10 protein-coding genes are annotated in these 13,434 nt (G+C 49.4%); all 10 read right to left on the bottom strand.

The window, feature by feature from the left end; translation table 11 throughout:
* Positions 1-320: 320 nt before the first annotated feature.
* The gene (gene dusB, locus EKM75_RS11470; protein WP_125694725.1) at positions 321-1,337 is read right to left on the bottom strand and encodes a tRNA dihydrouridine synthase DusB; all 1,017 of its coding nucleotides are present in this window, start codon (positions 1,335-1,337) and stop codon (positions 321-323) included.
* 12 nt (positions 1,338-1,349) lie between these two features.
* Positions 1,350-2,237 carry an Hsp33 family molecular chaperone HslO gene (gene hslO / locus EKM75_RS11465; RefSeq protein WP_125694724.1) on the bottom strand — a complete coding sequence of 296 codons (888 nt, stop codon included), beginning with the start codon at positions 2,235-2,237 and terminating at the stop codon, positions 1,350-1,352.
* A 129-nt stretch (positions 2,238-2,366) separates the two neighbouring features.
* Positions 2,367-4,475 carry an ATP-dependent zinc metalloprotease FtsH gene (gene ftsH, locus EKM75_RS11460; protein ID WP_125694722.1) on the bottom strand — a complete coding sequence of 703 codons (2,109 nt, stop codon included), beginning with the start codon at positions 4,473-4,475 and terminating at the stop codon, positions 2,367-2,369.
* Between the two features lie 108 nt (positions 4,476-4,583).
* On the bottom strand, positions 4,584-5,126 hold the full coding sequence (gene hpt, locus EKM75_RS11455) for a hypoxanthine phosphoribosyltransferase (RefSeq protein ID WP_125694720.1): 543 nt from the start codon (positions 5,124-5,126) through the stop codon (positions 4,584-4,586).
* A gap of 16 nt (positions 5,127-5,142) precedes the next feature.
* Complete coding sequence (gene tilS, locus EKM75_RS11450; RefSeq protein ID WP_125694718.1) at positions 5,143-6,504, bottom strand: tRNA lysidine(34) synthetase TilS; 1,362 nt, start codon at positions 6,502-6,504, stop codon at positions 5,143-5,145.
* Positions 6,505-6,570: 66 nt separating this feature from the next.
* Positions 6,571-7,137: a S1 domain-containing RNA-binding protein gene (locus tag EKM75_RS11445; protein ID WP_125694716.1), complete on the bottom strand. Its 567-nt coding sequence runs from the start codon at positions 7,135-7,137 to the stop codon at positions 6,571-6,573.
* A gap of 346 nt (positions 7,138-7,483) precedes the next feature.
* Positions 7,484-7,894 carry an FtsB family cell division protein gene (locus EKM75_RS11440; RefSeq protein WP_125694714.1) on the bottom strand — a complete coding sequence of 137 codons (411 nt, stop codon included), beginning with the start codon at positions 7,892-7,894 and terminating at the stop codon, positions 7,484-7,486.
* Positions 7,895-8,008: 114 nt separating this feature from the next.
* Entirely contained in the window at positions 8,009-8,281 is a 273-nt protein-coding gene (locus tag EKM75_RS11435) for an RNA-binding S4 domain-containing protein (protein ID WP_125684153.1), read from the bottom strand.
* Position 8,282: 1 nt separating this feature from the next.
* The gene (locus tag EKM75_RS11430; protein ID WP_125694712.1) at positions 8,283-9,863 is read right to left on the bottom strand and encodes a polysaccharide biosynthesis protein; all 1,581 of its coding nucleotides are present in this window, start codon (positions 9,861-9,863) and stop codon (positions 8,283-8,285) included.
* An 11-nt stretch (positions 9,864-9,874) separates the two neighbouring features.
* On the bottom strand, positions 9,875-13,423 hold the full coding sequence (gene mfd, locus EKM75_RS11425; RefSeq protein ID WP_125694709.1) for a transcription-repair coupling factor: 3,549 nt from the start codon (positions 13,421-13,423) through the stop codon (positions 9,875-9,877).
* Positions 13,424-13,434 lie beyond the last annotated feature (11 nt).

Raw genomic sequence — 13,434 nt, 5'->3', positions numbered from 1 at the left:
GGGTTTGATACCAAGTATCAAACCGCCCTACACATATTTGGTTTGTCGAAACAATGTTCAGTTTTCAAAGGTCTACCTTGTTATCAAAGGAACAAGCGCTCCGTGACAACGTTTATAAGAATAACATATCTTATCAATTGCCGTCAAGAACTTTTTTAATTTCTTTTTATCAGCAACACAACTCTCTGTGTCGCTGTGACAACGTTTATAACTATACCAACGATTCTAGCCCCGGTCAAGCCTTTTTTGCATAAAATCTCAATTAATTGATAAATAACCAAAAAAGGGTGGGAACAACGACTCGTTCCCACCTTGAATATTCACTCATTCGTATACCTAGCGACCGGTGTCCGTTGACGCCGTGCCGCCATTTTATCCAAAAAACCATCTAACAGCGTAACCATGACTTCTTCATCCGTAGCATCCGTTAACGCAACCTTCGTCCTGGCTGCGTGGGGAATCCCCTTGAGGTAATAGGCGACTTGATTTCGAAAGTCACGGGGACCCTCTTCAGGACCCTTAGCCCGACATAAACGGTGCAAATGCTCCTCAGCAATGGCAATTTTTTCTTCAGGTGTCGCCTCTGGTAACAGCTCACCCGTGTCTAAATAGTGATTAACGCGTCTCAACAACCAAGGATTGCCCATGACTGCTCGACCAATCATCACTGCATCAGCCCCTACCTCAGTCAGCATCCGTTTAGCGTCCTCTGGTGTACGAACATCCCCATTACCCATAAATGGAATGGTTAGCTGCTTCGCGACATCCGCCAGCACGTCCCAGTCAGCCTTTCCTTGATACATTTGTTTACGTGTTCGACCATGCATAGCAATTGCACTCGCTCCAGCACTTTCAGCGGCTAGAGCATTCTCCACCGCATAAATGTGGTGATCATCCCAGCCGGTGCGCATCTTCACCGTAACTGGTTTGTCGACCGCCGCCACTACTGCCGAAACCATGTCATGAACCTTATCCGGATCCAGTAACCATTTGGCACCAGCATCGGTGTTCACGACCTTATTCACCGGACACCCCATGTTAATGTCAATAATATCAGCTGGGGTCTGCTTATCCACAAATTGTGCCGCCTGAACCAACGTCTCCTGAGTCCCACCAAAAATTTGGATACTCATGGGATGCTCCCGCTCATCGACTGCCATCATGTGGAGCGTTCGCTGATTATGATAGTGAATCCCCTGACCAGAGATCATTTCACACTCAACCAAACCAGCGCCAAACTCCTTACAAATTAACCGAAATGCCACATTGGTGACTCCTGCCATAGGCGCAACTACCACCCGATTAGGAATCATGACGTCACCAATCTTCCATGCCATTGTGTTCGCCTCCTAGTCAGCCTGCGCCTTAACCAGGATATCCTTCAGGTCGTCTTCAGAAAATTCATACTTGGTGCCACAGAAATGACAAGCCGCTTCTGCACCGTGGTCTTCATCAATCATTTCCTGAATAGCCTTGGGTTGAATTGAAGCTAACGCCTTGGCGAACCGGTCTTTAGAACAATCACATTTGAAGCTAACTGGCATCTTCTGTAAAATCTTGATTTTTTCATCCTTGAACAGTAACTGTAAAATGTCCTCTGGTGTCTGACCATCTAACAACAGTTCGGAAACCATCGGCACTTCCTTCAAGCGTTCTTCCAACCGGGCAATCGCCTCATCACTGGCACCTGGCATCACTTGGATCATGAACCCACCGGCAACCTTGACCGTATTGTTTGGTTGTACAAACACAGACACACCAACGGAACTAGGAATCTGTTCAGACTTGGCCAGGTAGTAAGTAAAGTCTTCGCCTAACTCACCAGAGACCAAAGGAACTTGTCCCGTGTAAGGCTGACTAAGACCTAAGTCCTTGGTCACCGTCAACATCCCGTTGACACCAACTGCCTTACGCACATCAATCTTGTGTTTCTCATTCAGCGCCAGACTCGTATGCGGATACTGCAGGTAACCCTTAACTTCACCATTAGCATTACCATCTACGACGATAGCTCCCACTGGTCCATGACCATCGACCTTCACCGTCAGCTTCTCGTCCCCCTTCATGAGCGACGTGGCTAATAACGTCGTACCAATCATGGTCCGTCCTAAAGCTGCCGTTGCTGCACTCCAAGTATCATGCCGTTGCTGAGCCTCAGCCACCATGTCTGTTGCATCGACTACATAAGCCCGAAACATCCCGTCATCAATTAAACTTTTTACTAAATAATCTGCCATTTGTCTACTGTCGTCCTTTCACATTTCATCATGCCTAACCTTACCAGAAACCCGGAAATTTGCAAAGACTAACCCTGATGAGTCACAAAAAGGAAGTGAGGAGATTTCCCCACTTCCTTCGCATTTTGATTATTCAGAGTCGTCCGGCTTTTGATCATCAGCTGCAGAACTCGTTGCTTCACTGGCCTGACTACTGTCAGATTCAGTGGCAGCGGCTGATTCAGCTAACTTAGCTTCCGTAGAGGCTTGTCGTTCAGCTTCACGCCGTTCTAGTTCTCGCTTAGATTCTTCAAAAGTTGCGGCCTTTTCACTTGGAAATTCGCTACTGCCGTCCTTCTCAGGCATTTCCCCAGTGTTAAACAAGCTGAGAATTTGCTTTTCGTCCAGCGTTTCGTATTTCAGCAAGGCATCCGCAATAATCTTGTGTTCTGCTTTATGTTCTTCCAAAATCTTCCGGGCAGTCGTATGAGCTTCCCCGATGATTCGACGAACTTCACTATCAATTAAGCTAGCAGTGTGTTCAGAGTAACTAGGTTGCCCAGGGTAACCTGCACCAGCAAATGGTTGGCTACCAGCGCTTTCCAGTGCAACGGTCCCTAACTCGTCACTCATCCCATATTGGGTAACCATGGACCGGGCAATTTGCGTTGCCTGTTCAAAGTCATTGGAAGCACCAGATGATTCGGAATGGAAGATCAACTCTTCAGCAGTCCGTCCACCCATGAGTCCAGCGATTTGTTCCATGGCATCCTTCTTGGACATCAACATCTGATCCTCACGTGGGAGCATGATGGCGTAACCGCCTGCACGCCCACGGGGAACGATGGTAACCTTGTGAACCACCCGTGCGTCGTTCAACACTAAACCGACAATTGTATGTCCGGCTTCATGGTAAGCAACCGTCTTGCGTTCCTCAGGACTGATGACCCGGTCCTTCTTCGCAGGTCCAGCGATAACTCGGTCTTCCGCTTCGTCTAAGTCAGAAGCGTCAATTTGAGTCTTATTCCGCCGGGCTGCCAATAAGGCCGCTTCGTTTAAGAGGTTTTCTAAGTCAGCACCCACAAACCCAGGTGTCTGCTTAGAAATTTCCTTCAAATCCACGTCATTAGCTAAAGGCTTGTTCTTAGAATGCACCTTCAGGATAGCTTCCCGACCCTTAACATCTGGTCGGCCAACTAAAATCTTCCGGTCAAACCGGCCTGGCCGCAGCAAAGCTGGGTCCAAGACATCAGAACGGTTGGTAGCAGCCATCACAATGACACCTTCACTACCAGTAAACCCATCCATTTCGACCAGCAATTGGTTCAAGGTTTGTTCACGTTCATCGTGGCCACCACCCATGCCGGCACCCCGTTGACGACCAACCGCATCAATTTCATCAATAAAGATGATTGAAGGTGCGGCCTTCTTGGCCTGTTCAAACAGATCCCGGACACGACTAGCCCCGACACCAACGAACATTTCCACGAAATCTGAACCAGAAATCGAGAAGAATGGTACCGCCGCTTCACCGGCAACGGCTTTCGCCAGCAACGTTTTACCAGTACCAGGAGGACCCTCCAGCAAGACACCAGATGGTATCCGGGCACCTAATGAAACGAACTTACGAGGATTCTTCAAGAACTCAACCACTTCGACAAGTTCTTGCTTTTCCTCTTCCTCACCAGCAACGTCGGCAAAGCGAACGTTGTTCTCTTTGCTATCGGCTGGTTTGGCCTTGCTCTTCCCAAAGTTCATGACTCGGCCATTGCCGCCGCCTTGGCCGGCTTGACCCATCATCATGTAGAAGAAGAAGAAGAAAATAACTAGTGGCGCTACATAGACTAACAAGTTAATCCAGAAGCCACTTGACTCTTCTGCTTTGGTGTTGACCTTTACATTATGGTTCTTGGCGATCTTATCAATCTCGGAAACCGTCGAGTTGTTCGTTAAGACCTGGGTCGTAAACCCGGTCACCGCGGTACTCTGTGAGCCCCCAAGACTAAAGCCGGTATTGGTAGAACGCTTTTGGGCGTTCCGGTATTCACCGGTAATCTTGTAAACTCCCCCGGAAGGTTGAATAGAGAACTTCTTGATCTTGTTCGTACTCAGGTCCTTCTCGAACTGACTCGATTGGATTTCTTGGGATTGTGAGCTGCTGTTATTACCATTAAATAGGTAAACAACACCAATGACCAACAAGAAGATCACAATGTAAAATAGACTATTCCGAAACAGCCCATTTCGTCGATTATTCATGTCGTGCCTCCTTACTCACAGTTCCCAGCATTTAAATTAGGAACAAAATTTAGGGCTTGTGCCCTTTGACTAAATAAGATGTTATCACAATTGACTATCATTGACTAATTATTTATCTGAATAAACGGATGGCTTCAAAACACCAACGTACGGGAGATTCCGATATTTTTCTTCGTAGTCCAAACCGTACCCAACCACGAACTCACTTGGAACGTTGAACCCAACATAGTCGGCCTTCGCTTCAACCACTCGTCCGCTGGGTTTATCCATTAACGTGCAGACCTTAATCGAGTTGGCGTGACGGTCTTTTAGCAGGTCTTCCAAGTACTTCAACGTCCGACCAGTATCAATAATATCTTCAACTAACAAGATGTCGCGCCCAGCCACATCCGTATCCAGGTCCTTCAGCAAACGAATGGTTCCTGATGAAGCGGTTCCCCCGTTGTAACTGGAGACGTCAATAAAATCAATGGTTGCGTAGATGTCCATGTCACGAATAACATCGGTCATAAACAAAATCGCACCCTTTAACACACAGATGATCAAAGGCGTTTTGTCCTTATAGTCCTCAGTGAGTTGTGTTCCAAGTCGTTTACAAGCTGCAGCAATGTCTTCCTCACTATAAAGGACCTTCAAAATATCGTTGTTCATGCTGTTCCCCTTTCGCCTATTCGTGTTTCAAGACAATATGATAGTTTTTTGTGTGCGCCCGTCGTGGCCAAACCGACCATTTCACGCCAAGTACCGCCAAGACTTCACCCTGCGCTGTAACCAAGACCAACTGGGCCGCTCGTTCAGAACGAGGGACCTTTGCGTTGATCAATACCCGCCGTACACTCTGATGGTGGCCGCTAGCTAGTCGCAACTGATCGGTGGCCGCCCACCGTCGAACCCGTAAAGGGAATTGTTCCGACTGTAGAGCCACCGTCTCATGGGGGAGCTGTCCTGACGAACTCGCTGGAAAGAAACCGAGTAACCGGCCATTGCCAATGGGTCGCCATTGGTTTAAGTCTACCATAAAACTAAATTGTTCCACGGATTTTTGCTGTAAATTTTTAGGTTGCGTAAATTCAAACTGATCATAGCTCTTACGAAACGCCCAGCCCCGGCTAAAATCAACCATTCCGGACGGTCGCTGCGAGTTTCGTAAGAGTTGTAGGCACTGATTGAGATGTGACTCACCGGTGGCTACGGTCGGGGCCGTCCGCTTAATCAGCCGGGCCAGTAACAGTGGCTGCTCAGACATTGGCCGGGCCAATAGCCTGGTGACACTCCCCTGCCTCGTGCCAGTCTCAACAATGCCAGCTAACTGTTCATCTAGTGCCGTGTCAGCCACTGCCATGAGTGCCCCTAACTGACGGGCATACGCCGTTAAATGATCAATCACCTGTGGGTTCTCAATCCGTAATTGTGGCAAAATTTGGTGGCGGACTCGGTTACGGCTGGCGACGAGTTCTTGATTGGTGGCATCCTCATACCAAGGAATCGCCAGTTGACGAGCAAAGGTCACGAGTTCAGCCTTCTTGAACGGTAGCAACGGGTGAATCACCTTACCATTTCCCAAAGGACGTTCGGTAGCCATCCCCGTCAATTGTGCCAACTCACCACCGCGTAACAATTTCAGCAGAATGGTCTCTGCTTGTTCGTCAGCCTGGTGAGCAGTGGCCACCCAGTCGGCCGACTGTTGTTGCAACTGCTTCGTGAAAAATCGGTAGCGAAAATCTCGGGCGGCGGCTTCAATCCCGTGGCCTGGGTGCTCGGCCCGCGGCCAGTGTGTCGTAACCAACGGAATTTGATGGTCAGCACACCAGTTGGTTAAAAATTCTTCCTCAGCCGCACTCTGTGCCCGCAATTCATGGTTAACGTGAACGACTGTCAACTGTGGTCGTTGGTCGCGCGGCAACCGACTCAGCAAGGTGAGGAGCACCATTGAATCGACACCAGTCGACACAGCCACCAGACCACGACCAGGTGCAGCGGCCCACCCCTGCTGCCGCCAATTACGTTGAAAATCCGTCTCTAACGTCACACTACCGACCCTTTCCGTTAATTAAGAAAAAGGGCCGCACGAATGCGGTCCTAATCGAAGACACATTTAACTACGACGGCCACCACGGCCACCGCGCTTACCTTCGGTGTTGCGTTTAATTGTTGCCAGACGGTCCTCACTCTGCTTCATGAACCCTGACATCAAGTCGTCGAAACTCTCTTCATGTTGGGCTGCGTGATGGCCTGAGAAACGACCATTTGCCGAATTATGATGTGGCCGGGAACCGTTATTTTCAAAGCGACGACCACCATGGGCGTTACCATGGCTTTCACCGCCGCGACCACCATTGCCGTGGAAATCGTGATTACCACCACGGTGTTCAGAATGTTCACCATGATGCTCACTACGACTATGCTGTGGCCGTTCTGATGCCGGTTTATCGGTTGCCTTACGAATCGACAAGCCAATCTTTCCGTCATCGCCAACGGTCAATACTTTAACCGTTACTTCATCACCGACAGATAAAACGTCGTGAATGTCCTTCACGAACCCATCGGAAATTTCACTAATGTGAACCAACCCGGTCTTGTGGTCACCTAAATCAACAAATGCGCCAAAGTTCGTGATTCCGGAGACCTTTCCGGAAACTTTAGCTCCAACCTCGATTGCCATAAACAAGAAGTTCCTCCTTAAAATAAGTGCTTTCAGTATAACACAACTTCTAACAATCCCAAACGTGAAAAATCAAAAAGAAAAGGCAAATCAATCGTTTTTGAACATCAGTTAAACCGCGTCAGATTAACATTCCAACGATACCGGCGTTTCTAGCCATTCTCCCATTACTTTGGTGGGTGAACTAATAAAATCCCCAGCTTACCATACAAGAAAATTTATCCAGTCTGCACTGCTAAGCACGTTGGACATCAAATAAAACCAACCGTCTAAGCTAGTCACCTCACCATGACTGCGTCCAGCTAAAAAGGAGGCCATGACTTTGCCGTCACAGCCTCCTTGAACGCTATTTTGCGGTCACGTCGGTGGCGTGATCACCGGGTAGACTATAGACCGTCTCACCGGACTTGGTGTAGTAATACTTCGATCGGATTAAACGTCCCAAGTAATCTTTGTCATTAAGCTGCTTAATCTGTAACTTGAGTTTCTGATTGGTCGCCTTCGTTTTGGTCAGCTGCTGTTCACTAGTTGCGACCTGCTGATTAACCGTATGGAGGCTCGCATTCGTGCGCACCCACTGGATTCCTAAAATCGTCATGAAGACAGCAAAAACAACGACAATCCGGGTAGCACGTCGAGCACGCCGTTTACCCAGCCACCGATGATGGTGTTGTTGGGTGGCCTGCTTATCTAACCGCCGGGTATAATCATTTTCTAAACGTTCAATTTTCGCCGGTCGCGGTTTCACGTCAGCCATCCCACTCACTCCTCAAGTTTTTTTCACCAGATAGTTTAACTTGAGTATAGCAAGTTTCAAATTGGACGTCTAGCTAGTTAAGCATATTGTAAAACATTCGTCACATTAGACCACTTATTCTTGCCGAAAGTCTTGTTCGTAATCTTCTTTGACAATGGTATACATCCGTTCGGCGTCGTCCTTCTTCGTCGTTTCCAACAATTCATCTACTTGAACCGTTAACGTTTTGTTACCAAACTTAATAACCAGCTCATCTTTAGGGGCAACTTCGCTAGAAGATTTGGCTACTTTGCCGTTGATCATAATCCGACCCTTGTCGGCAATTTCCTTGGCGACTGAACGCCGTTTGATAATCCGTGAAACCTTTAAATATTTGTCTAATCGCATCTTATTTTCCTCCATGTTGGCTAAGTCTCTGCCATAATCTCAAAATTGTTTTTGCGTGTGGAATGGCTAACCACTCCCGCACTGTGAGTAACTGCCAGCTCAGAGCCAGGCTAAAGAAAATCACAACGCCCACGGGAATCGTGATGAGGAGTGCCCCACCAGCAGCTAAACGTCCCGTCAGCATTGCCGGCCAGAGATGTTCTAGGCCCACACCGACCGCTTGAACCCCCGCTACCATCAAAATGGTGCAGCCAATTAATTTACGAATAAAGCTTTGCGTCCAGATGCCCGAGCGTATTTCCTGAGCCGAACCATACCAGATGATCACGAACATCACACCTAGGCTCATAACTGTCAGCCAACTGGCACCGTTGCCAGCAAAGTGGGCCACGGCCCAATGATTACCGACTGCTTTTACAATCAGCCCCGTCACTAGGGCAACGACCGTCAGCCGATAATTATTTTTACTCTGCAAGACACTGTTATACGTCTGAATCAGTGTGGCTAAAATAATACTCAGCATGTACACTGCCAACATGTCCGACCCCTGTGTATTCCCAAAGAGGAGCCGATTGATCCATGGCATCAGACTGATCAGTCCGGCTGTCGCGGCCGTCGCAATCACCAAGGCAATGCGCATCATGGTCGTCGTCAACTGTTTAAATGCCTGCGGTCGGTCGCGTTGCTGGGCTTCGGCTAGGGCAGGCAACAATGACGTGGCAAATGCTACCGCCACCACCAATCCTAACTGAACCAGTGGCTGTGCCCGGTCATAGACCCCTTTGAGGCTCTTCGCAGCCAGGTCACTCATCCCCCCAGCCACCAAACCGTTCTTGACGGTAAAAGAATCCACAAGTTGTAAGAGCACCATCATTGCGGTCAGTAGGCACAGGGTGCCCCCCTCAACCAGTAAACGACGGCCAACGTGTGGGATCCGGTCTGTAGTGGTGACGTCGCGTTGTCGCCACCGTGGGAGCACTAATAGTGCCGCCACGGCCGCCACGGTCCCACCACTCAACGCCCACGTTCCCATTCGGTAGACTGACCAACCGTGGTGAACCGCCCAACCGGCGGCCACAAGAATCACAATGACCCGCACCAATTGCTCAATAACCTGCGAACGGGCCGTTGGCAACATATTGAACCGTCCCTGATGGTACCCACGCCCCACTGAAAGTGCAGGCATAAAGAGAAACATCCACGAGACCATTTGGATTAAGGGGGTTAGTTGAACGTCACCCATGCCGCGAGCTATTGTGGACGCTCCCAGCATCAATCCCCCGAAGAGGACTAAGGCCAGGCCCCAGACCCACTGCGTTACCTGACGGGCAACTTGCTGTTGACTGGGGAGGTCGGGCGCCTCCGCAATCAGTTTAGAAATAAAGACGGGTAATCCACTCAACGCAAAGGTCATACCGATACCATAGAGGGGATACACCTGCTGATACACATAAAAACCGGTGTTACCGACTATATTTTGAAAGGGGACCCGGTAGACAGCACTCAGTAGCTTGGCAATAAACGCCGCCACCGAAAGAATCAGGGCACCCTGCAAGGTCGTATTTACGTTGCGGTTGCCCATGGTTGGCCTCCTTAGTCTTCAGCCGTGGACTTATCGTTGTCCTTTGGCTTCGTGGTCACTTCCACAATATCCCGTAATGCGGCCATGAACTGTTGCAACTGTGGCAACCAGTCTGCCGTCTGCATCTTAGGTTGGATGACCAATTTGATGTGAAGTCGGTCGTCGTTGATTCCCACGGTGGCCTTTAAATCGGTTGCGGCCAGCGCTTTGAAAACATCCTCGCCGCCTAAGATATCGGTTCCCCGCTTAGAAATCGTCACAAAGATATCGCCATCCTTACGACGAATCTTATCGACCAGGGCTAAATCAGCAGCTAGCTTCAACTGCCCAATGGTCAACAACTGGCTAACAGCATCGGGATACTCACCAAACCGGTCAATTAAATCAGCCTGAATCTCACTGACCTCGTCGTCATTTTCCAGTTGGCGAATCCGCTTGTACATTTCAATTTTCTGTTGTTCATCTTCAATGTAGTCACTCGGTAGGTAAGCTTCAACGCCCAGTTCAACGGTTGTATCCGTCTTCGGTTGTGTTTGCTTGCCTCGCTTCTTGGCAACGGCATCACTTAACATTTGCGTGTACAGATCATATCCCACGGAATTAATGAAACCATGTTGTTGTTTACCCAACAAGTTACCGGCACCCCGAATGGATAAGTCCCGCATCGCAATCTTAAAACCAGACCCCAGTTCGGTGAAGTCCTTAATGGCCTCAAGCCGCTTCTCACTGACCTCAGTCAGTACCTTATTCGGCTTGTACGTGAAGTACGCGTATGCCACGCGGTTACTCCGTCCGATTCGTCCCCGCAGCTGATACAGCTGCGAGAGGCCCATCCGGTCAGCATTTTCAACGAACAACGTATTGGCGTTAGGAATGTCGATCCCGGTTTCGATGATAGTCGTCGTGACCAGAACATCGTAGTCCCCGCGGAGGAAGTCAAAGAGCACCCCTTCCAGCTGGGCTTCCGTCATCTTACCATGGATGTAGCCGACCCGCGCCTCGGGCACTAGCGCTTGAACCTGACTAACCGTCTTTTCAATGTCTTCCACCCGATTATGCAGGTAGAAGACTTGACCACCGCGCTGCATTTCTCGCCGAATACCATCCTGAATGGCACCTGCATTTTGTTCCATCACATAGGTTTGGATTGGGAACCGGTTAGCCGGTGGTGTTTCGATCACTGACAGATCCCGCACACCCAGCATCGACATATGCAATGTCCGGGGAATCGGGGTGGCGGTTAACGTTAACACGTCCACATTAGCCTTCAACTGCTTCAATCGTTCCTTATGTTTGACCCCAAATCGTTGCTCTTCATCAACCAGCACCAGTCCCAAGTTCTTGAACTTTACATCTTGCGACAGGAGTCGGTGAGTCCCAACCACAATGTCCAACTGGCCGGTCTCTAAATCCTTAATGGATTGATGAATCTGTTTAGTTGTCCGGAAACGAGAAAACATCTCGACATTGATGGGATAACCTTCAAACCGGCTGACCATCGTGTCATAGTGTTGTTGCGCTAAAATCGTCGTGGGAACCAGGAAAGCGACCTGTTTACCCGCTTCTACCGCCTTAAAGGCTGCCCGCAATGCCACTTCCGTCTTCCCATACCCAACGTCACCAACCAGCAACCGATCCATTGGACGCCCTTTTTCCATGTCATGCTTAACTTCCTCAATCGTCCGCAACTGGTCAGGCGTCTCTGCATACGGAAAATCATTCTCGAAGTCCGTCTGTAAACTATCATCCACTGGAAAGGCATAGCCCTTCTCAGCCGCCCGTTTGGCATAGAGGTCGACCAATTCATCGGCAATGTCTTCAATCTTTGCCGCAACTTTGCGTTTGGTCTTAGCCCATTCGGATCCACCTAACTTGTTGATCTTAGGCTTTTTGTCCTCAGAAGAAACGTATTTCTGAATTAAATTCAACTGAGTAACCGGGATAAACAACTGAGCGTTGTCCTGGTAATCAATGGTCATGTAATCTTGATGGACACCGTCCACCGTCAAGGTTTGCATCCCAATAAAATTCCCGATACCGTGGTTGACGTGAACAACGTAATCCCCTGGTTTCAGATCGGTATAACTCTTTAACCGTTCCGCGTTCGCCATAGTTTGACGCCGTGGCCGCTTCTTCGTCACCTTCTGGAACATCTCGCCCTCAGTGATGACGACCAGGTTGGCTTCTGGCAATTCAAATCCAGTACGTAAGCGTTCTGGAATCAATTGGGTCAGTGCCGGTTGAACGTTACTGGACTTGGTCAAAACCGCTTGAATTTCAAAATCATCCAGAGTTTGCTCAATCTTTGCTAGTCGTTCCTCATCCTGAACCAGTAGTAGAATCGTTTGCTTTTGTTTATGCCACCGGTCAATTTCGGTTTTCATCACTGGTAGCTGGCCAAAGAATTGTTGCATGGCCCGCGTCGTAATGTTAGTGACCGCGTGAAACCGCATGGTCCCCATGCCCTTCTGGAACAAGGCCAGCATGATTTGAGCGTGGGTATCCTTCTTGACGATTGGCCGGAGTTCGCCGCCAAAAGTCTGTTGCGCAAAGATTTGGTGATGGGTCAATTTATCCGTCGCCCAGTTGGCCTCATCCTCGAGTAACTGGCGTTCGGCATCCTGTAGACGCGAATAATCCCCGAACAAGGCCACCCCATTAGCTGGTAAGTAATCCAGTAGTTGGTGATGTTCCGGGAATAAGTAGTCCGCAAACTCCATCAGTTGTGGATCAACGGACCCTTTTTTCAGGCCATCCACAAGTGGTTGCACCTGATCCGTCAGCGTTGTCGCCGCTTCTGCATCCAGCTTAGCGGTCTGCGCCTTCAGTTCCGTGGTCAACGCTGTGGCACCAGCGGCACGTTCATCAGCTGTAAGAATGAAATCCGTGGCTGGTAATACTTCAACGGCATCAACATTTTCGATACTTCGCTGAGTCGCTGGATCAAAGTACCGCAGGGAATCGACCTCCGTATCAAAAAAGTCCAGCCGGACCGGATAGTCCGCCGCTAACGGATAAATGTCCACGATAGATCCCCGTACGGCAAAATCTCCCGGAGCAGCAACTAATTTTTGATGGGCATAGCCCATACCAAACAGCTGTTGTTGCAGCTTCTCTAAATCAAAATCAGCACCAACTTTAACCGTAAACCGTGCCCCGGCAAAATTATCGGGGTCCGGTAAGAACCGCCGCAGCCCAGACAACGCCGTCACAATAACTACTGGCCGGTCACTCTGCAAAGCCCGTAGCGCATCGATCCGAGCAGACCGGTATTCTGGCGAACTGGTGGCAACTTCCGCTGCCAAGAGTTCCTCAACTGGAAACTCAAACAGCTCATCATCTTCTAGCAGGTTCGCCAGGTCATCCATCAACTGACCAGCATGATACAGCGTGTCCGTCACGTAAACGATGGACCGCTGCTGATCATGGAGGAGGCTGGCAATGAACAAGGTTTCAGCCGACCCATTGAGCCCGGTGACCAACTGTCGTTGACCAGGAGCTATGGCTTGGCGAATCGCGCCGTACTGCGCGGTCTGCGTCATAAATCCTTCTAAATTCACGTGATAACTTC

The organism is Levilactobacillus tongjiangensis, assembly GCF_003946345.1.
Lineage (GTDB): Bacteria > Bacillota > Bacilli > Lactobacillales > Lactobacillaceae > Levilactobacillus > Levilactobacillus tongjiangensis.
Note: the sequence above shows the minus strand (reverse complement) of the source record. Positions and strands in the feature narration are given on the sequence as shown.

Excerpts from the sequence above, each read along its gene's own strand:
- dusB (WP_125694725.1), bottom strand. The coding sequence starts at position 1,337 with ATGGCATGGAAGATTGGTGACGTCATGATTCCTAATCGGGTGGTAGTT.
- hslO (WP_125694724.1), bottom strand. The coding sequence starts at position 2,237 with ATGGCAGATTATTTAGTAAAAAGTTTAATTGATGACGGGATGTTTCGG.
- ftsH (WP_125694722.1), bottom strand. The coding sequence starts at position 4,475 with ATGAATAATCGACGAAATGGGCTGTTTCGGAATAGTCTATTTTACATT.
- hpt (WP_125694720.1), bottom strand. The coding sequence starts at position 5,126 with ATGAACAACGATATTTTGAAGGTCCTTTATAGTGAGGAAGACATTGCT.
- EKM75_RS11445 (WP_125694716.1), bottom strand. The coding sequence starts at position 7,137 with ATGGCAATCGAGGTTGGAGCTAAAGTTTCCGGAAAGGTCTCCGGAATC.
- EKM75_RS11440 (WP_125694714.1), bottom strand. The coding sequence starts at position 7,894 with ATGGCTGACGTGAAACCGCGACCGGCGAAAATTGAACGTTTAGAAAAT.
- EKM75_RS11435 (WP_125684153.1), bottom strand. The coding sequence starts at position 8,281 with ATGCGATTAGACAAATATTTAAAGGTTTCACGGATTATCAAACGGCGT.
- EKM75_RS11430 (WP_125694712.1), bottom strand. The coding sequence starts at position 9,863 with ATGGGCAACCGCAACGTAAATACGACCTTGCAGGGTGCCCTGATTCTT.